General features: G+C 38.9%; 34 protein-coding genes. All 34 read left to right on the top strand.

All coding sequences use genetic code 11. The features are described 5' to 3' along the window. The first annotated feature begins 26 nt into the window (after positions 1-26). A complete protein-coding gene (rpsL, locus tag VOI17_RS11140; RefSeq protein WP_068415662.1) occupies positions 27-410 on the top strand; it encodes a 30S ribosomal protein S12 in 384 nt (127 codons plus the stop codon). Between the two features lie 12 nt (positions 411-422). Then, positions 423-890 (top strand): 30S ribosomal protein S7, encoded by a 468-nt coding sequence (gene rpsG / locus VOI17_RS11135; protein WP_323757306.1) that lies wholly within the window; start codon positions 423-425, stop codon positions 888-890. Between the two features lie 13 nt (positions 891-903). Next, entirely contained in the window at positions 904-3,003 is a 2,100-nt protein-coding gene (gene fusA, locus VOI17_RS11130) for an elongation factor G (protein WP_323757305.1), read from the top strand. A gap of 18 nt (positions 3,004-3,021) precedes the next feature. Then, positions 3,022-3,327, top strand: a complete 306-nt coding sequence (gene rpsJ, locus VOI17_RS11125) for a 30S ribosomal protein S10 (protein ID WP_053222934.1) — start codon at positions 3,022-3,024, stop codon at positions 3,325-3,327. Positions 3,328-3,543: 216 nt separating this feature from the next. Continuing rightward, on the top strand, positions 3,544-3,849 hold the full coding sequence (locus VOI17_RS11120) for a hypothetical protein (protein ID WP_323757304.1): 306 nt from the start codon (positions 3,544-3,546) through the stop codon (positions 3,847-3,849). Further along, the gene (locus tag VOI17_RS11115) at positions 3,850-4,983 is read left to right on the top strand and encodes a DUF4221 family protein (RefSeq protein WP_323757303.1); all 1,134 of its coding nucleotides are present in this window, start codon (positions 3,850-3,852) and stop codon (positions 4,981-4,983) included. Between the two features lie 6 nt (positions 4,984-4,989). Further along, positions 4,990-5,634: a hypothetical protein gene (locus VOI17_RS11110; protein WP_323757302.1), complete on the top strand. Its 645-nt coding sequence runs from the start codon at positions 4,990-4,992 to the stop codon at positions 5,632-5,634. A gap of 132 nt (positions 5,635-5,766) precedes the next feature. Beyond that, the gene (gene rplC / locus VOI17_RS11105; protein ID WP_068415653.1) at positions 5,767-6,399 is read left to right on the top strand and encodes a 50S ribosomal protein L3; all 633 of its coding nucleotides are present in this window, start codon (positions 5,767-5,769) and stop codon (positions 6,397-6,399) included. 4 nt (positions 6,400-6,403) lie between these two features. Beyond that, on the top strand, positions 6,404-7,030 hold the full coding sequence (gene rplD, locus VOI17_RS11100; RefSeq protein WP_323757301.1) for a 50S ribosomal protein L4: 627 nt from the start codon (positions 6,404-6,406) through the stop codon (positions 7,028-7,030). A gap of 6 nt (positions 7,031-7,036) precedes the next feature. Then, the gene (rplW, locus tag VOI17_RS11095; RefSeq protein ID WP_068415647.1) at positions 7,037-7,324 is read left to right on the top strand and encodes a 50S ribosomal protein L23; all 288 of its coding nucleotides are present in this window, start codon (positions 7,037-7,039) and stop codon (positions 7,322-7,324) included. 10 nt (positions 7,325-7,334) lie between these two features. After that, positions 7,335-8,165 (top strand): 50S ribosomal protein L2, encoded by an 831-nt coding sequence (gene rplB, locus VOI17_RS11090; protein ID WP_323757300.1) that lies wholly within the window; start codon positions 7,335-7,337, stop codon positions 8,163-8,165. A 3-nt stretch (positions 8,166-8,168) separates the two neighbouring features. Continuing rightward, complete coding sequence (gene rpsS, locus VOI17_RS11085) at positions 8,169-8,447, top strand: 30S ribosomal protein S19 (RefSeq protein WP_068415642.1); 279 nt, start codon at positions 8,169-8,171, stop codon at positions 8,445-8,447. Next, positions 8,447-8,848, top strand: coding sequence for a 50S ribosomal protein L22 (rplV, locus tag VOI17_RS11080; protein ID WP_068415639.1), 402 nt, complete (start codon positions 8,447-8,449; stop codon positions 8,846-8,848). Before rpsS ends, rplV begins: the two co-directional genes overlap by 1 nt. 6 nt (positions 8,849-8,854) lie before the next feature. Further along, positions 8,855-9,607, top strand: a complete 753-nt coding sequence (rpsC, locus tag VOI17_RS11075; RefSeq protein WP_068415636.1) for a 30S ribosomal protein S3 — start codon at positions 8,855-8,857, stop codon at positions 9,605-9,607. 28 nt (positions 9,608-9,635) lie between these two features. Next, complete coding sequence (gene rplP / locus VOI17_RS11070) at positions 9,636-10,055, top strand: 50S ribosomal protein L16 (RefSeq protein WP_068415633.1); 420 nt, start codon at positions 9,636-9,638, stop codon at positions 10,053-10,055. Between the two features lie 2 nt (positions 10,056-10,057). Further along, entirely contained in the window at positions 10,058-10,252 is a 195-nt protein-coding gene (gene rpmC / locus VOI17_RS11065) for a 50S ribosomal protein L29 (RefSeq protein ID WP_068415630.1), read from the top strand. Positions 10,253-10,259: 7 nt separating this feature from the next. Beyond that, positions 10,260-10,517 (top strand): 30S ribosomal protein S17, encoded by a 258-nt coding sequence (gene rpsQ, locus VOI17_RS11060; RefSeq protein WP_053222924.1) that lies wholly within the window; start codon positions 10,260-10,262, stop codon positions 10,515-10,517. 2 nt (positions 10,518-10,519) lie between these two features. Next, positions 10,520-10,888: a 50S ribosomal protein L14 gene (rplN, locus tag VOI17_RS11055; RefSeq protein ID WP_053222923.1), complete on the top strand. Its 369-nt coding sequence runs from the start codon at positions 10,520-10,522 to the stop codon at positions 10,886-10,888. A gap of 3 nt (positions 10,889-10,891) precedes the next feature. After that, on the top strand, positions 10,892-11,224 hold the full coding sequence (gene rplX, locus VOI17_RS11050) for a 50S ribosomal protein L24 (protein WP_068415627.1): 333 nt from the start codon (positions 10,892-10,894) through the stop codon (positions 11,222-11,224). Positions 11,225-11,229: 5 nt separating this feature from the next. Beyond that, a complete protein-coding gene (gene rplE, locus VOI17_RS11045) occupies positions 11,230-11,784 on the top strand; it encodes a 50S ribosomal protein L5 (RefSeq protein WP_323757299.1) in 555 nt (184 codons plus the stop codon). A gap of 4 nt (positions 11,785-11,788) precedes the next feature. After that, positions 11,789-12,058 (top strand): 30S ribosomal protein S14, encoded by a 270-nt coding sequence (rpsN, locus tag VOI17_RS11040; protein WP_068415622.1) that lies wholly within the window; start codon positions 11,789-11,791, stop codon positions 12,056-12,058. A 153-nt stretch (positions 12,059-12,211) separates the two neighbouring features. Next, a complete protein-coding gene (gene rpsH, locus VOI17_RS11035; RefSeq protein ID WP_068415617.1) occupies positions 12,212-12,607 on the top strand; it encodes a 30S ribosomal protein S8 in 396 nt (131 codons plus the stop codon). 11 nt (positions 12,608-12,618) lie between these two features. Then, on the top strand, positions 12,619-13,173 hold the full coding sequence (gene rplF, locus VOI17_RS11030; protein WP_323757298.1) for a 50S ribosomal protein L6: 555 nt from the start codon (positions 12,619-12,621) through the stop codon (positions 13,171-13,173). 8 nt (positions 13,174-13,181) lie between these two features. Continuing rightward, complete coding sequence (gene rplR, locus VOI17_RS11025; RefSeq protein WP_323757297.1) at positions 13,182-13,529, top strand: 50S ribosomal protein L18; 348 nt, start codon at positions 13,182-13,184, stop codon at positions 13,527-13,529. A 5-nt stretch (positions 13,530-13,534) separates the two neighbouring features. Continuing rightward, complete coding sequence (gene rpsE, locus VOI17_RS11020; protein ID WP_068415613.1) at positions 13,535-14,053, top strand: 30S ribosomal protein S5; 519 nt, start codon at positions 13,535-13,537, stop codon at positions 14,051-14,053. Between the two features lie 5 nt (positions 14,054-14,058). Then, positions 14,059-14,238: a 50S ribosomal protein L30 gene (rpmD, locus tag VOI17_RS11015; protein ID WP_053222915.1), complete on the top strand. Its 180-nt coding sequence runs from the start codon at positions 14,059-14,061 to the stop codon at positions 14,236-14,238. A 1-nt stretch (position 14,239) separates the two neighbouring features. Then, the gene (gene rplO / locus VOI17_RS11010) at positions 14,240-14,686 is read left to right on the top strand and encodes a 50S ribosomal protein L15 (RefSeq protein WP_323757296.1); all 447 of its coding nucleotides are present in this window, start codon (positions 14,240-14,242) and stop codon (positions 14,684-14,686) included. Positions 14,687-14,690: 4 nt separating this feature from the next. Continuing rightward, positions 14,691-16,019, top strand: coding sequence for a preprotein translocase subunit SecY (secY, locus tag VOI17_RS11005; RefSeq protein ID WP_323757295.1), 1,329 nt, complete (start codon positions 14,691-14,693; stop codon positions 16,017-16,019). Position 16,020: 1 nt separating this feature from the next. Beyond that, positions 16,021-16,794, top strand: a complete 774-nt coding sequence (gene map, locus VOI17_RS11000) for a type I methionyl aminopeptidase (protein ID WP_323757294.1) — start codon at positions 16,021-16,023, stop codon at positions 16,792-16,794. Between the two features lies 1 nt (position 16,795). Further along, positions 16,796-17,014, top strand: a complete 219-nt coding sequence (gene infA, locus VOI17_RS10995) for a translation initiation factor IF-1 (RefSeq protein WP_053222911.1) — start codon at positions 16,796-16,798, stop codon at positions 17,012-17,014. 6 nt (positions 17,015-17,020) lie between these two features. Beyond that, complete coding sequence (gene ykgO, locus VOI17_RS10990; RefSeq protein WP_082338105.1) at positions 17,021-17,137, top strand: type B 50S ribosomal protein L36; 117 nt, start codon at positions 17,021-17,023, stop codon at positions 17,135-17,137. 2 nt (positions 17,138-17,139) lie between these two features. After that, positions 17,140-17,517, top strand: a complete 378-nt coding sequence (gene rpsM, locus VOI17_RS10985; RefSeq protein ID WP_068415597.1) for a 30S ribosomal protein S13 — start codon at positions 17,140-17,142, stop codon at positions 17,515-17,517. A 39-nt stretch (positions 17,518-17,556) separates the two neighbouring features. Beyond that, positions 17,557-17,949, top strand: coding sequence for a 30S ribosomal protein S11 (gene rpsK, locus VOI17_RS10980; protein ID WP_068415594.1), 393 nt, complete (start codon positions 17,557-17,559; stop codon positions 17,947-17,949). 18 nt (positions 17,950-17,967) lie between these two features. Then, on the top strand, positions 17,968-18,573 hold the full coding sequence (gene rpsD / locus VOI17_RS10975; protein WP_323757293.1) for a 30S ribosomal protein S4: 606 nt from the start codon (positions 17,968-17,970) through the stop codon (positions 18,571-18,573). The last annotated feature ends 10 nt before the right edge of the window (positions 18,574-18,583 follow it).

Below are 18,583 nucleotides of genomic sequence, written 5' to 3'. Positions count from 1 at the left end.
AAATAAAATCTAAAAAATAATTGTAAATGCCTACTATACAACAACTAGTAAGAAAGGGCAGAAAGAAATTGACTTCTAAGTCAAAATCTCCTGCACTGGATAGCTGCCCGCAAAGAAGAGGGGTTTGTACAAGGGTTTACACTACCACGCCTAAGAAGCCAAACTCAGCTATGAGAAAAGTAGCAAGAGTAAGGTTGACTAACGGTAAGGAGGTAAACGCATACATCCCAGGTGAAGGTCACAATCTTCAAGAACACTCAATCGTCTTGATTAGAGGAGGAAGAGTAAAAGATCTTCCAGGTGTAAGATACCACATCATTAGAGGTGCATTAGATACCGCAGGTGTGAGTGGTCGTACTCAACGTAGATCAAAATATGGCGCAAAACGCCCTAAAGCAGCTAAAAAATAGAATTTTTATAAAATGAGAAAAGCTAAACCAAAGAAGAGATATATTCTTCCTGACCCTAAGTTCCATGATACTTTGGTAACAAAGTTTGTGAACTACTTAATGGTAGACGGGAAGAAGAGTATTGCCTACAACATTTTCTATGATGCGATCGAGATCGTTGAGAAGAAAGGTGGTGAGAATGGTCTTGAGACTTGGAAGAAAGCATTGAGTAACATCATGCCTTCAGTCGAAGTAAAAAGCCGTAGAGTAGGTGGAGCAACATTTCAGGTACCAACTGAAGTGAGGCCGGCTAGAAAAACTTCACTGGGGATCAAGTGGATGATTTCTTTTTCTAGAAAAAGAGGTGAGAAGACAATGAGGGACCGTTTGGCGGCCGAAATTCTTGCTGCATCAAAAGGAGAAGGAGCTGCCGTTAAGAAGAAAGACGACACTCACCGAATGGCTGATGCAAACAAGGCATTCTCTCACTTTAGATTTTAATTCCTAGAATAAAATGGCAAGAGATTTAAGATTAACAAGAAATATCGGTATCGCTGCGCACATTGATGCGGGTAAAACAACGACTACCGAAAGAGTTTTGTACTACACGGGTGTTTCTCACAAAATTGGTGAGGTTCACGATGGTGCAGCTACAATGGACTGGATGGAGCAAGAGCAAGAAAGAGGGATTACAATTACCTCAGCAGCAACTACTGTATTCTGGCCATACAAAGACGAACAATACCACATCAACATTATTGATACTCCAGGTCACGTAGATTTTACCGTAGAGGTAAACCGTTCCTTAAGAGTTCTTGATGGTTTGGTATTCCTTTTTTCTGCTGTTGATGGTGTTGAGCCTCAATCAGAAACTAACTGGAGACTAGCGGATAACTATAAAGTTTCTCGTTTAGGTTTCGTAAATAAAATGGATAGGTCTGGTGCTGACTTCTTGAACGTGTGTAAGCAGGTGAAGGAAATGTTAGGTACTAAGGCTGTACCTCTGCAATTGCCTATCGGAGCAGAGGATACCTTTAGAGGTGTTGTTGATTTGGTAGAGAATAAAGCGATCGTTTGGAATGAGGATGATATGGGGATGACCTATAACGAAATCGAAATTCCAGCGGATATGCTTGATGAAGTAGCTGAATACAGAGAGTATTTATTAGAGGCGGTTGCTGAATATGACGAAACACTTTTAGAAAAGTATTTCGAAGATCCAGAGTCGATCTCTAAAGATGAAATTATCAAAGCTTTGAGAGCTGCGACTATCGATTTAGCTTTTGTTCCAATGTTGTGTGGTTCTGCCTTTAAAAATAAAGGTGTTCAGTCAATGTTGAACTACGTGATGGAGTTACTTCCTTCACCTCTCGATAGAGAGAGTGTAGAAGGAATTGATCCAGATACAGAGGAGCCTACTTTCAGAAAGCCATCTTCAACAGAGCCTTTTACTGCTTTGGCATTTAAGATTGCTACTGATCCATTTGTAGGTCGTTTGTGCTTCGTTAGATCATATGCAGGTACACTTGATTCAGGTTCTTATGTATTCAATACAAGAACAGGAAAGAAAGAACGTATCTCTAGAATCTTCCAAATGCATGCGAACAAGCAAAATGCTATTGATCAGCTTCAAGCAGGTGATATCGCTGCGGTTGTAGGTTTTAAGGATATTAAAACTGGAGATACGCTTTGTGACGAGAAACATAAGATTGTTCTTGAATCAATGGATTTCCCTGAGCCAGTAATTGGTTATGCTATTGAGCCAAAAACTCAAGCAGATGTAGACAAACTAGGTATGGCAATTGCCAAACTAGTGGAAGAAGATCCAACATTGACAGTAAACACTGACGAAGAAACTGGTCAAACGATTCTAAGAGGGATGGGTGAGCTTCACCTAGACATCATCATGGACCGTATGAGAAGAGAGTTCAAAGTGGAAGTGAATCAAGGAGCCCCTCAGGTGGCTTACAAAGAAGCACTTACCAAGTCGGTTATACACAAAGAAGTTTACAAGAAGCAGTCTGGTGGTAGAGGTAAATTTGCCGATATCTCTTTCGAAATTGGTCCGAAGGACGAGGATTTCGTTGGAAAAGGGTTGCAGTTTGAAAACAAAATTGTGGGTGGTATTATTCCTAAGGAATTTATTCCCGCTATCGAAAAGGGTTTTTCTTCAGCAATGAAGAATGGACCTTTGGCAGGATACCCTGTTGAGGAAATGAAAGTTAGATTGTTCCACGGATCATTCCACGATGTGGATTCAGATGCACTTTCTTTTGAACTTGCTGCCAGAATGGGCTTTAAAGCTGCTGGTAAACAAGCAGGTCCAAAAATATTGGAGCCAATCATGTCAGTAGATGTAGTTACACCTGATGAGTATACTGGTTCTATTACTGGTGACTTGAACAGAAGAAGAGGTATGATGAAAGGAATGGATACGAAGGGTACTTCTACTGTTGTAAAAGCCAACGTTCCACTTTCTGAACTTTTCGGTTATGTTACTGATTTGAGAACAATGTCTTCTGGTCGTGCTACGGCTGCTCTGACATTCTCACATTATGACATCGTGCCTAATGGCATTGCAGAAGAAGTGATCAAAAAATCCAAAGGAGAATAATCTGTAAATTTTAGAATAATGACACAGAAGATAAGAATCAAATTAAAGTCATACGATCACAACTTGGTGGATAAGTCATCAGAGAAAATCGTAAGAGCTGTAAAAACAACTGGCGCTATTGTTAGTGGACCAATTCCGTTACCAACAGTAAAAGAGAAATTTACAGTATTGAAATCTCCACACGTAAACAAAAAAGCGCGTGAGCAATTTCAACTTTGTACTTACAAGCGATTGGTAGATATTTATTCTAGCAGTGCTAAGACAGTAGACGCCCTTATGAAGCTTGAGCTTCCTAGTGGTGTTGATGTTGAGATCAAAGTATAAGTACTAATACAAAATAGATTTTAAAGACTTGCAGCAATGCAGGTCTTTTTTTGTTTCAGGTATTACTACTTGCCTGGTTTCACGATGAGCCTAATACTAATGAGAAGGCAACTCTTGTATTATAGGTACTTCTGCTCTTATGAAACAGACTTGTTAATATATATTTTGTATTATATGATAAGTTTATTAACTTATGAATGTGTAAAAAACAATATTATGAAAGTAAGTAAATTAATTAAGATCTGTGTAAGTATTTCATTAAGCGTAATCTTGCTTTTTGGCTTTTCTACTACTCTTGATGCCCGAAACGTTAATCAGAGCTGTGCGGCAGGTGGTGAAATGTATGTTTGTGGAAGTGCTCAAATTTTGCAGGCTACTAGTGATTTTGATACGAATTGTGAGGGTTGGGATTACACGCCATGTACCATATTAAGAGTGATTATTGATGTGTGCTCTCCTGATATGCGTGAGGCACAAATTTTTGAAGAAGGAGGGTCAAATTGTCCACTAAACAATTTATAGGTGGTTTTGAAAGAAACTAAATTCAATTTGATAATCGTTTTTCTTGTGGCTTCTTCTTCGTTATTCTCTTGTAGTCGTGTTAAAGAGGATAATGAAGAGATGACATATTCATTTGAAATTGAGAAGGATAATGTTTTCATTGATATTCCGTCCACTACATCCCCTAATTTGACTTATCCGGTTCTCTGGGACTCTTTAGGTGATGAATACTTTGCAGCCTATAATTTCCAGGTTCATGGGCTTGATATTTTTAATTTATCCCAAAGGAGATATGTTAAACAGGTTAAGTTTAGTACAGAAGGGCCAGACTTTGTCTCTTCAGTACAGGCCATCTCAATTTGGTCGGAAGGAATATTTTTGGTTGTAAATGACGCATATATTACGCTTGTAAACTTTGCTGGTAGGGTCATTGATCGACTAAGTATAAATGCGGAGAGTTCTGACTTTACAGGCTTTGATTTTTCTTCTGGAAGACTTTTAGTAAATAGACACAGTGGTCTACAGTTTAGCGGTCGGCAAAAGACTATTCTTATGGAAGCCTATCGATTTGCTGGAGATAGCAATTTAGGGCAAGGTTTTGTGCTTGTTGAGTTAGATATCGAGAATAGGACTATTGGAGTTGTGGATATACCTTATGAATCTAGTTTATTGAATGTAGAAGAGAGTTATGGTGAGTTAAACGGATTAAATTTTTTAAAACTCGAGAATAAGCTGGTTTTAAACCATAAATTTTCGTCTGAAGTATTTATATGGAAAGGAGGTAAGCTTCAATCTAGAAATGTACTATCTTCTTTTACTGTTAATGAGATACAACCTTTCTCTCGTGCTAACGGGGTAACTCGAGAGTCAAGACAAGAATATGAATTAAAGTCTTCAAAGTTTTTCCCTTTAGTTTTCGATCCCAATAGAGATCTTTATTATAGGCTGCATAGATCTCAACTTGAAAACATCAATGACCAAGCGGATTTTTATATCACCGTTATGGATGTTGATTTTCAAAAAATAGGTGAATTACTTTTCCCCGAAGGTTATTACATTTTTCCAATTGTTTCACGAGAAGGGTTATTGTTCTTGGCTTTTAACAAGCATGATGACCGAGTTGAATTGTTGAATATCAATGTTCAATTGAATTAGCCCAAAGTGAGAGTAAGTATTAAACTTGTGTTTTTCAATATAGCCATGCTTGTACTGGCATTGTCTTGTGAAAGTAGTAGTCAGTCTATTGGACTAGGCGTTTATCATTTTCAGCCATCTACTAATTCCATGCTGCAAATTTTTGATTCGCCAGAAAGTGCTCAGCCTCAATTGACTTTCGCAGTGCTTTTTAAAAATGACAGTATGCTCTTTTCTGTAGCAGATAGGGAGGTTGATGATAAAATAGACTTGCAGCCACTTTATTATAACTCTAAATTGGCTACTTTGAGTTTGCAGGTGATTTCGAATCAAGGTAATTGGCATAAGGTGGTTTTGAACAATTCGATACCGACCTATGGCTGGATCGAGCTAGACGCTTCAGAAATTGAAAGTTGGGAAACGTTTTTAAAGACAATTCACCACATAACTCCAAAGGGGAGTCTATTGCTCAAATCTATGCATTCCAAAAAATCTGTTGCATATAACTCATATTTTCATTGCTTACGTGTTAAGGGAGTTTACTTAAATTGGATAGAGGTAGCCCATACACCTGAATTTTGTCCAGATAAAAAAAGGCTCTTTTTAGAAGGGCCTGGTGGTTTTTTGAAATGGAAAGATGGACAGAAATTGATGATTGAGTTTCGAATGTGAGATGAAATTTTATTATTCAAAAAACTCCTCCTTTTTTTTGAATCTACTATTGTCCTGAGAAATTAATTCTCTATCTTTGCAATCCGTTTCACGGGAGCCTCGGATTTATGGGGTTCAAAATGAATTAAAAAGATGTCTGGAATAATCGGAAAAAAAATCGGAATGACTAGCATTTACAGTGCCGATGGACGTAGTGTCGCATGCACAGTGATAGAGGCTGGTCCTTGCGTAATAACGCAAGTAAAAAATGAGGGAACAGACGGGTATACAGCTGTACAGCTTGCTTTTGGAGAGCGTAAGGAGAAAAACACTCCTAAAGCTTTGAAGGGTCACTTCGCTAAGGCGAATACTACTCCAAAGAAAGCTGTTGTTGAGTTCCGAAATTTTCGCGAAGAATTTGAAGGTCAAGTAGCATTAGGTAATGAAATCGTTGTAGGCGATGTCTTCAAGGAAGGCGATTTTGTTGATGCTGTGGGTACTTCAAAAGGTAAAGGTTTTCAAGGTGTTGTAAAAAGACACGGATTTGGTGGGGTTGGACAAGCAACACACGGTCAGCACAACAGATTGAGAGCACCTGGTTCCGTTGGTGGAGCTTCTTACCCTGCAAGAGTATTTAAAGGTACTCGTATGGCTGGAAGAACTGGTGGAGATAGAGTGACAGTAATCAACCTGCGCGTAATGAAAGTGGTGCCAGAAAAGAACCTGATTGTAATCAGTGGATCTATTCCTGGTGCGAAAAATTCAACCGTAATCCTAGAGAAATAAGAAGATGGAGATTGCAGTACTAAAAAATAGTGGCGAAGACACTGGGAGAAAAGTAACGCTTTCAGGCGACATCTTCGGTATTGAACCGAATGATCACGCGATTTACTTAGACGTAAAGCAGTACTTGGCTAACCAAAGACAAGGAACGCACAAGTCGAAGCAGAGAGCTGAGATTGCTGGTTCTACCAGAAAAATTAAAAAGCAAAAAGGTACAGGTACAGCGAGAGCTGGTAGTATTAAATCACCAGTCTTTAGAGGTGGTGGTAGAGTATTCGGTCCTGAGCCAAGAGATTATCACTTCAAGTTGAATAAAAAACTTAAAGTTTTAGCTCGTAAATCAGCTTTAGCATACAAGGCAAAAGATAACAATCTTTTGATTTTGGAAGACTTTACTTTCGATGCTCCTAAAACTAAAGAGTACAAAAAGATGATTGACGGTTTGTCATTATCTGGTAAGAAAACTCTTATCGTTGTAGGTGAACACGATACTAATGTTCTTTTGTCTGGAAGAAATATCCAGAATACTAAAGTGATCACAGCAAACGCATTGAATACTTATGATGTGCTGAATGCTGAAAGCTTGCTTTTGAGTGAAAGCTCAGTTGAAATTATTGAAAACTTATTGAAGTAACAGAAAATGAGTGTTCTTAAAAAACCTTTAGTTACCGAAAAAGTATCAGCCTTGAACGAAAAGGGTAAGTACGGATTTGTTGTAGACTACAAAGCCAACAAAATAGAAATCAAAGTGGCTGTTGAACAGATGTACGGTGTAACCGTGGAAGATGTTAACACCATGAGATATAGTGGTAAGACCAAATCTAGAATGACAAAATCTAGAGTAGTACAAGGTCAAACCAATGCATTCAAGAAAGCAATTGTAACAGTTGCTGAGGGTGATGTTATTGATTTTTATAGCGGCATTTAAATAGAGAATAATGGGCGTTAGAAAACTAAGACCAATGACTCCGGGAACCAGGCATAGAATGGCTCCTGACTTTGCAGAAGTAACTGTTAAGAAAAGTGCTCCTGAGAAATCGTTAACCGTGCCTTCTAAAAGGTCTGGTGGACGTAACAATACTGGAAAAATGACTATGCGCTACATGGGTGGTGGTCACAAACAAAAACTCAGAATTGTTGATTTCAAGAGAGAGAAATTTGATGTGCCGGCTACGGTAAAATCAATTGAATACGATCCAACGCGTTCAGCAAGAATTGCCTTGTTGTTTTATGCAGATGGAGAGAAAAGATATATCATTGCTCCTAAAGGATTAGAAGTAGGACAAGTTGTAGTGTCTGGCGAGGGTGTTGCACCTGAGGTAGGTAATGCAATGCCTCTTTCTAAAGTTCCAATGGGTACAATCATCCACAATATTGAATTGAAACCTGGAAAAGGAGCTTCAATGTCGAGAAGTGCTGGAGCATATGCTCAGATTGTAGCTCGTGAAGGTAAGTATGCAACCCTTAAATTGCCTTCTGGTGAAATGAGAAACGTTCTTACTACTTGTATGGCCACCATTGGTGCCGTAGGAAACGCAGAGCATATGAACGTTGTACTTGGTAAAGCAGGTAGAAACAGATGGTTAGGAAGAAGACCAAGAGTAAGAGGTGTGGTAATGAACCCAGTCGATCACCCAATGGGTGGTGGTGAAGGTAAATCTTCAGGTGGGCATCCTAGATCAAGAAAAGGATTGCCTTCTAAAGGTTTGAAAACCAGAACACCTAAGAAATACTCGAATCGTTTGATCATTGGTAAAAAGAAGAAGTAAAACATGGCACGTTCGTTAAAAAAAGGACCATATATCGATTTTCGTTTAGCCAATAAAGTAGAGGCTATGGAAGAGTCTGGTAAGAAGTCTGTAATTAAGACTTGGTCCAGAAGATCAATGATAGCCCCAGATTTTATTGGGCACACATTCGCTGTTCATAATGGAAATAAGTTTATCCCTGTTTTCGTGACAGAAAACATGGTAGGACATAAAATGGGTGAATTTTCACCAACTAGAAATTTCCGTGGTCACATTGCTAAAAAAGATAAAGGTAGAAGATAATGGAAGCTGTAGCTAAGTTAAATAATGTACCTACATCTGCTCGTAAAATGAGAATGGTAGCTGATTTAATCAGAGGCCAGCGTGTAGACAGAGCTTTGAACCTTTTGAAGTTTGAGCCTAAAGAAGGTGCAGCACGTCTTGAGAAACTATTGAGATCAGCTGTATCTAACTGGATTGCTAAAAACGAAGACGAAAGATTAGAAGATGCAGATCTTATGATTAAAGAAATTCGTGTGGATGGTGGAAGAATCTTAAAAAGATTAAGACCAGCTCCACAAGGAAGAGCACATAGAATAAGAAAAAGATCTAACCACGTAACACTAATTGTAGATTCTAAAAAAGCATCTACTAAGGTTACCGCTGGTAAGGAGGAAGAAGTCACTAACGAAACTGCTAATTAAGAACAGATGGGACAAAAAGTAAATCCTATAGGTCTAAGATTGGGTATCATCAAAGGTTGGGATTCCAACTGGTACGGAGGTAAAGACTTTTCGAGTAAATTGGTTGAAGACCAAGAAATCAGAAAGTACGTAAACGCTCGTATCCCAAAAGGTGGTATTTCTAAGATTATTATCGAAAGAACACTTAAACGTATCACCATTACAGTACACACTGCTAGACCAGGAGTTGTAATTGGAAAAGGTGGACAAGAGGTGGACCGTATCAAGGAAGAACTGAAGAAACTTACGAATAAGGATGTTCAGATCAATATCTTCGAGATCAAAAGACCAGAATTGGATGCCAAACTAGTAGGAGAATCAATTGCTCAGCAATTAGCGGCAAGGATTTCTTACAGAAGAGCGATGAAACAAGCAATTGCTTCAGCGGTTAGAGTTGGTGCACAAGGAATTAAGATTAAATGTTCAGGACGTTTAGGCGGAGCTGAGATGGCAAGAACTGAGATGTATAAAGAGGGAAGAATTCCTTTGCATACACTTAGAGCCGACATAGATTACGCAATTTCTGAAGCTGATACAGTTTACGGAAAAATCGGAATCAAAGTATGGGTATTCAAAGGTGAGGTTTTCGGTAAAAGAGATCTATCTCCAAATATAGGAGGAGGAAATCAATCAGAAAGAGGAGCTGGAGGTGCACCTGGTAACAGAAGAAGACCTTCTGGAAACAATAGAGGAGGAGCCCCAGCCGGTAGAAGACGTTAATCACATCACCTGTTAAAAGATTACAACGATGTTACAACCAAAGAGAACCAAATTTAGAAAAATGCAAAAAGGCCGTGTGAAGGGACTTGCGGGTCGCGGTCACAGTCTGGCTTTTGGAACATTTGGTATAAAATCATTAGAAGCTGGATGGATCACAGCGCGTCAGATAGAAGCTGCACGTATTGCCATGACCAGAGCTATGAAAAGGGAAGGTCAAGTTTGGATTAGAATTTTTCCAGACAAACCAATCACGAGTAAGCCTGCTGAGGTAAGGATGGGTAAGGGTAAGGGAGCGCCTTCATATTGGGTTGCTTGCGTTAGACCTGGTACTATTCTTTTCGAATCTGGTGGAGTAAGCCAGGAACTGGCAAAAGAATCGTTGAGATTGGCAGCCCAAAAGCTACCTATGTCGACAAAGTTTGTTGTACGTAGAGATTACGTTGGATAGTTATGAAAAATCAAGAGATCAAAGCACTTACTGTTGAGGAATTGACGGAAAGAATTAAGGCCGAGACAGATAACATTGGCAAATTGAAATTTGCCCAAGCCATCTCTCCAATAGAAAACCCGATGAAAATCAAGGATTCTAGAAAGTTGATAGCTAGACTAAAAACTGAGTTGAGAGCTAAAGAACTCGCAAATTAAGATACGCATGGAGACCAGAAATCTTAGAAAAGAAAGAATCGGGATTGTAACAAGCAACAAAATGGAAAAAACCATTACTGTGGCTGTGTTACGTAAAGAAAAGCACCCGATCTACGGTAAGTTTGTTAAGAAAACTACCAAATTTTCTGCTCATGACGAAACTAATGATTGTGGTATCGGTGATACTGTTAAAATCATGGAAACTCGTCCGCTGAGTAAGAATAAGCGTTGGAGATTAGTAGAAATTATTGAAAGAGCTAAGTAACCATGATCAGGCAAGAATCAAGATTGAACGTTGCAGATAACAGTGGAGCAAAAGAAGTTCTATGTATCCGTGTATTAGGCGGTACTAAAAAGAAATTCGCTACTGTTGGCGATAAAATTGTGGTCTCTGTGAAAGCTGCCCACTCTTCAAGCAATTTGAAAAAAGGTACTGTTACAAAGGCAGTAATCGTTAGAACCAAGAAGGCCGTAAGAAGGAAAGATGGTTCTTATATCAGATTTGAAGATAACGCTGCTGTATTACTGAACCAGAACGATGAACCAAGAGGTACTCGTATGTTTGGCCCGGTGGCTAGAGAGTTGCGTGAAAAACAATTCATGAAAATTGTTTCATTGGCACCAGAAGTATTATAAGCAATGGAAAGAAAGAAAAACAAGCAGCAAAAACTGCATTTGAGAAAAGGGGATACTGTTAAGGTACTTTCTGGGAACTCAAAAGGTAAAGAAGGACAAGTCCTCGAGGTTTTCATCGCAAAACAAAGAGCAATTGTTGAAGGCGTTAACATTGTGTCAAAACACACTAAGCCTTCCGCTACTAACCCTAACGGTGGTATCGAGAAAACAGAAGCTCCTATTCACGTATCAAACCTTATGGTTAAGGATCCTGCATCAGGAGAATTTGCTAGAACAGGAAAGAAAGTGAATAGCGAAGGGAAATTAGAAAGGTATTTTAAGACTAAGTCAAATTAATTAGAATGGCTAATCCTAGATTAAAAGATACTTATATCAATGATATAACTCCTGCAATGGTGAAGAGGTTTGAATACACTTCAGTAATGCAGGTGCCTAAGATCACTAAAATAGTGATTAACAAAGGTATAGGTGCTGCAGTGGCAGACAAAAAATTAGTTGACGTAGGAGTAGAAGAACTTACTACCATTACTGGTCAGAAAGCTGTTGCTACAATTGCTAAGAATTCAATTTCAAACTTTAAGTTAAGAGAGGGAATGCCTATTGGTGCCCGCGTAACTTTGAGAGGAGAGAGAATGTATGAATTCCTTGACAGACTTGTTACTATTGCTTTGCCTCGTGTAAGGGATTTTAAAGGAGTGAAAGACAAAGGATTTGATGGACGAGGTAATTATACCCTCGGTGTCAAAGAACAAATCATTTTCCCTGAAATTTCCATTGACAAAGTGAATAAAATCACTGGTATGGATATCACTATTGTTACCACCGCAAATTCTGATGAAGAAGCATTCGAGTTGTTGAAAGCATTTGGTATGCCTTTCGCAGCTGGTAAAAAATAATACTATGGCTAGAGAATCGATAAAAGCTAGAGAAAGAAAAAGAGAACGTCTTGTTGCTAAATTCGCTCAGAAAAGAGCTGATTTAAAAGCGGCTGGTGACTGGGAGGGTTTAGATAAACTACCTAGAAACTCATCGCCTGTAAGATTGCACAACAGATGTAAACTAACTGGTCGTCCTAAAGGATATATGAGGAAATTTGGTATTTCTCGTGTGACCTTCAGAGAAATGGCTTCTGCAGGTAAAATCCCTGGAGTAACAAAATCAAGCTGGTAAGCTTTTTTTATTTCGCTAATACAATATTTTCAATACCTTTGCAGGCCGATTCAGGTCGGGAGGTATTAATTTTAAATAGAATGCCAATTCTGGGTGATATCGCCAGGTTGGAGACGGAGTTTTGAAAAATCGAGCCGTCATAAACAAATAACAATGACTGATCCAATAGCAGATTATTTAACACGCTTGCGAAATGCCATTAAGGCTAAGCATAGAGTTGTAGACATTCCTGCTTCTAACTTAAAGAAGCAGCTCACGAGTGTATTGCACGAGAAAGGATATATCTTGAACTACAAGTTCGAGGCAGAAGGTCCACAGGGCAATATCAAAATCGCTCTTAAATACAATAAAGTTTCTAAGAAGCCGGCCATCGAAAAATTACTCAGAGTGAGTAAGCCAGGCTTAAGAAAATATGTTGGTGCGGAGGAATTACCTAGAGTTCTAAACGGCTTGGGTATAGCTATCATCTCTACATCAAAGGGAATTATGACCGATAAAGAAGCGAGAAATCTTCATATCGGTGGTGAAGTTTTATGTCACGTATACTAAGATAAGAAGAGATGTCAAGAATTGGTAAGAAACCGATTGATCTACCTCAAGGAGTATCTGTAGACGTAGCTGCGAATAACGTGGTTACTGTTAAAGGACCTAAAGGAGAGCTGAAACAGGCAGTAAACCCTGATATAAAAATAACCGTTGATGGTGCTGTTCTTACGGTTGAAAGACCGACTGAGCAAAAAAGGCATAAATCATTACACGGTTTGTACCGCTCATTGATCAGCAACATGGTTGTTGGTGTAAATGAAGGTTACAAGAGAGATTTAGAATTGGTAGGTGTAGGTTACAAAGCAACGGTTAGTGATAACGTGTTGGAATTGAGCCTTGGTTACTCACATAATATCTTTGTTGCTGTTCCTACTGAGATTAAAGCTAGCGCTGAAATGTTAAAAGGAAAGAACCCTACAGTTTCTCTAGAAGGAATTGATAAAGAATTGATTGGACAAGTGGCTGCTAAGATTAAGTCGTTAAGAAAATCAGAGCCTTATAAAGGTAAAGGTATCAAGTTCGTTGGTGAGGTAATCAGAAGAAAAGCTGGTAAAACTGCTTCTAAATAAGAGTAATCATGGCTGTTAGTAAAAGTAGACTAAGAATAAAGAGAGGAATTAGAAATAAGATTTCTGGAACTTCCGAAAGACCGAGAATTTCAGTTTTCAAAAGTAATTCACGTATATCTGCCCAAATTATTGATGATTCAAACGGGCATACGCTAGTATCGGCTTCTTCTATTGAGTTTGATAGTAAGAAGAAAAATACCAACATAGAGTTATCTAAAGAAGTTGGTAAAAAATTGGCTGAAAAGGCAATGGCAGAAGGTATTACCAGTGTGGTTTTTGACCGTAATGGTTATGTATACCATGGTAAAGTACAAGCATTGGCTGAAGGAGCTAGAGAAGGCGGTCTTAAATTTTAATCAGGATGTCACAGAAAAATATAAAATCAGTAAAAGCAAGTGAGATCGACCTTAAAGAAAAGGTAGTTGCGATCAAGCGTGTGGCTAAGGTAGTTAAAGGTGGTAGAAGATTTAGTTTCTCTGCAATCGTAGTAGTGGGTGACGGAAATGGTGTTGTTGGATACGGTTTAGGAAAGGCCAATGAGGTTACTGACGCAATAACTAAGGGTATTGATGATGCAAAGAAGAACTTGGTAAAAGTTCCTTTGTTGAAAGGTACTGTACCTCACGAATCAATCGGTAAATTTGGTGGAGGCTTTGTATTAGTGAAGCCGGCTGCTGAAGGTACAGGTGTGATTGCAGGTGGTGCGATGCGTGCAGTATTTGAAAGTGCAGGTTACCATAATGTTTTGGCTAAGTCTAAAGGTTCTTCTAACCCTCACAACGTTGTAAAAGCGACATTCGATGCTCTTTTGAGTATGAGAGATGCTTATACTGTTGCTGAGCAAAGAGGTGTTACAATGTCTAAAGTTTTTAACGGATAATAGGAATGGCAAAAGTTCAAATTACACAGGTTAAGAGCACGATCGACAGACCTGAGAGACAAAAAAGAACAATCCAGGCTTTAGGCCTTGGTAAAATCAACAGAACAGTGGAAGTAGAATTAACTGCATCTATTGCTGGTATGATTAATAAGGTAAATCATTTAGTATCTGTAAAGGAACTGTAAGATGGATTTGAATAGTTTAAAACCTGCAGAAGGTTCTACAAAAAATAGAAAGAGGATAGCTAGAGGAACAGGTTCTGGTCGTGGTGGTACTGCTACACGTGGTCACAACGGAGCAAAATCTAGATCTGGTTATAAAAGCAAAGGCGGTTTTGAAGGTGGTCAAATGCCACTACAAAGACGTGTGCCTAAGTTTGGCTTTACTAGTCCTAACAGAGTTGAGTACAAGGCATTAAACCTTGATTCACTTCAGGAATTAGCAACCAAATTGAATGCCGACACCATTGACTTCAATACTTTGATGGAAAATGGTTTTGCTCAGAAAAATGATCTAGTTAAGATTTTAGGTAGAGGTGAATTAACCTCTAAAGTGAATGTATCGGCCCATAAATTTTCTAGTTCTGCTCAAGCAGCAATCGAAAAATTAGGCGGAACCGTTACAAAGCTTTAATAACATGAAGAAGTTTTTTACTACCATACGAAATATTTATTCCATTGAGGAATTGAGAAATAGGATCCTAGCTACGCTGGGGTTCTTGATCGTTTTCAGACTTGGATCTTTTGTTGTTTTACCTGGTGTAGACGTAGCTAAATTAACCGATGACGCTGGAGGGATATTTGGTATCCTGAATTCATTGTTAGGAGGGTCATTTAGTAGAGCATCTATATTTGGTTTAGGTATCATGCCTTATATATCAGCGTCAATTGTAATCCAATTGATGACTGTGGCTGTACCAAGCTTCCAGAAGATGCAGAAGGAAGGAGAATCTGGTAGAAAGAAACTTACTCAGATCACTAGAGTATTAACTATTCTAGTAACTCTCGCACAAAGCTTTGGATACATCAAGGCTACCATTATTTCTCAGGATGCTGTTTTACCTAGCATTGACCCTTCACTTTTCATGATCAGTTCAATGATCTTGTTGACTGCTGGTACAATGTTCTGTATGTGGTTGGGAGAAAAAATTACTGATAAAGGAATTGGTAATGGTATTTCTATGCTAATTATGATCGGTATTATATCGAGTTTGCCTGGAGCGGCTTGGATGGAATTCGTGACTACAAATGGTATTGGAAGAGCATTATTCTCTGTGATCGAAGTGATTGTCTTGTTCTTTGTTGTGATTGTTACTGTGGCTTTGGTTCAGGCAACCAGAAGAATTCCTGTTCAATACGCAAAGCAAGTAGTTGGTGGTAAAGTATACGGTGGTCAACGTCAGTTTATACCTTTAAAGGTAAATGCTTCTGGAGTTATGCCGATCATCTTTGCTCAGGCCTTAATGATTCTACCAAGCTTATTGGCGGGTATTTGGGCAGACAGCAGTGATATAGCCAACTCCATTGGAGCAGCATTTAGTAGCCCATACTCATGGCAATACAATTTAACGTTTGCCTTGTTAATTATAGCGTTCACATTCTTTTACACTGCCATTACGGTTAATCCTTCAAATATGGCGGACGACCTTAAAAGAAGTGGAGGTTTCATACCAGGTATAAAACCAGGTAGACCAACATCTGACTTTATTGGAGATGTATTAGATAGAATTACACTTCCAGGATCAATATTCTTGGCGATCATCGCAATCCTTCCAACCTTCGCATATAATGCAGGTGTAGGACAGCAATTCGCTTACTTCTATGGAGGTACTTCACTATTGATTATGGTGGGTGTGATTTTGGATACTTTACAACAAATAGAAAGCTATTTGTTGATGCGACACTACGAAGGAATGATGAAGTCAGGCAAGATGCGTGGCCGATCTCAGAACGTAGCTGTAGCATAATATGATTAATTACAAAACTGAAGAGGAAATTCAGATTATTCGAGAGAGTGCCGATATTCTTGGCAGGGCTCACGGAGAAGTAGCTAAAAGAGTTAAGGTAGGTGTTAAAACCGCTGACCTTGATAAGATTGCAGAAGAATACATTCGCGATCATGATGCAAATGCATCGTTCAAAGGCTACAATGGATTTCCTTCTACCCTGTGTATTTCAGTGAACGAAAATGTAGTTCACGGTTTTCCAGGAGAATACGAATTAAAAGACGGTGATATAATCTCTATAGATTGTGGAGTCTTCTACAAAGGTTTTCATAGCGATTCCGCTTATACTTACCCCGTAGGAGAAGTTCCCCCAGAGACATTAGCACTGCTTAGAGCAACGAAAGAGTCGTTGTATATAGGTATTGAACAGGCCAAGTATGGCAATCGGTTAGGCGATGTAAGTGCATCTATCCAGAAATACGTTGAAGACAAGGGCTATACAGTAGTGAGAGAACTTGTTGGACATGGTTTAGGAAGGAACTTACACGAAGCACCTGAGGTCCCTAACTACGGTAAACGTGGTAGGGGAGTTAAACTACAGGAGGGTTTGGTAATAGCCATTGAGCCGATGGTCAATTTAGGGACAAGGAATATAGTTCAGGAAGATGATGGTTGGACCATCAGAACCAGAGATAGAAAACCTTCAGCTCATTTTGAACATACTGTGGCAGTTTTCAAGGATAGAACAGAAGTGTTAACAACACATAAGTATATAGAAGAAGTTTTTAAATTTTAGTATGGCAAAACAAGGATCTATTGAACAGGATGGTACTATTCTAGAAGCATTGCCAAATGCAATGTTTAGAGTAGAACTTGATAATGGACACACCGTTACTGCTCATATTTCTGGTAAAATGCGAATGCACTATATCAGAATATTACCAGGTGACAAGGTGAAAATGGAGATGTCGCCATACGATTTAAGCAAAGCAAGAATTACTTACAGATATAAATAAGAAATCATGAAAGTGAAAGCATCTATCAAGAAGCGAAGTGCTGATTGTAAGCTGATCCGTAGGAATGGAAAGTTATACGTGATAAACAAAAAGAATCCTAGATTCAAACAAAGACAAGGGTAATTATGGCTAGAATTTCAGGAGTAGATATTCCGGACCACAAAAGGTCAGAGATAGGTTTAACCTACATTTACGGAATTGGTCGTAGCTCGGCTGTTTACATTTTAGGTAAAGCCGGAATCGATGTGAGCAAGAAAATTGGTGATTTGGATGACGAAGAGCAAAAAGCAATTCGTACTATCGTCAGTGAAGAGTTCAAAGTAGAAGGAGTTTTAAAATCAGAGGTTCAATTGAGCATTAAGCGTCTGATGGACATTGGTTGTTACCGTGGTATGAGACATAGAAAGGGGCTTCCTGTTCGTGGTCAGCACACTAAAAACAACTCACGTACCCGAAAAGGTAAGAGAAAGACTGTTGCGAACAAGAAAAAAGCAACCAAGTAATTTGAATTAACGGCCGTCAGGTCTGAAAATATTTGAAGAATGGCTCAGAAGAGAAAAGATAAAGCTAAAAAGCGAGTAGTTCAGGTTGAAGCTATTGGACAAGCCCATATTAAGGCTTCTTTCAATAACATCATCATATCAATCACTAACCAACAAGGTCAAGTGATTTCTTGGGCGTCTGCTGGAAAAATGGGTTTTAAGGGTTCTAAAAAGAATACTCCTTACGCAGCTCAAATGGCAGCCCAAAATTGTGCTCAAACCGCCTACGATTTGGGGTTGAGAAAAGTTGAGGTATTTGTTAAGGGACCAGGCTCTGGAAGAGAGTCTGCTATCAGAACACTCCAGAATACTGGTATCGAAGTAACAATGATTAAAGATGTTACTCCACTGCCACATAACGGATGTCGTCCTCCGAAACGTAGAAGAGTTTAATCCAGAAATTAGAAAGTAATGGCAAGATATACAGGTCCTAAGGCCAAAATTGCGAGAAGATTTAACGATCCTATCTTTGGTCATAGCAAAGCATTGCAAAAGAAAGCATACCCTCCTGGACAACACGGAAGAGGTAGAAGGAAAAAGCAGTCTGAATATGCAATCCAGTTAATGGAGAAGCAAAAAGCGAAATACACTTACGGTGTATTAGAGCGTCAGTTTGCTAACACGTTCGATCGTGCATCAAGAAAATCAGGTATTACAGGTGAAATCCTTCTTCAAATGTTGGAGGCAAGACTTGATAATACTGTATATAGAATGGGTATTGCTCCAACAAGAAGAGGAGCAAGACAACTAGTATCTCACAAACACATTACTGTGAATGGAGAATTAGTAAACATCCCATCTTATGTGGTACAACCAGGTGATGTAGTAGGAGTAAGAGAGAAATCTAAATCCGTAGAGGCCATCACTGATAGTTTAGCTAACAATTCAGCACAAAAATATCCATGGATTGAGTGGAATAAAGCTGAAATGAACGGTAAGATGATTGCTTTGCCTATGAGGGACGAAATTCCTGAAAAAATCAATGAGCAGCTTATTGTTGAGCTTTACTCTAAATAATCTATTTAAG

The organism is Roseivirga sp. (genome assembly GCF_034669765.1).
In the GTDB taxonomy this organism is placed as follows: Bacteria; Bacteroidota; Bacteroidia; order Cytophagales; family Cyclobacteriaceae; genus Roseivirga.
Note: the sequence above shows the minus strand (reverse complement) of the source record. Positions and strands in the feature narration are given on the sequence as shown.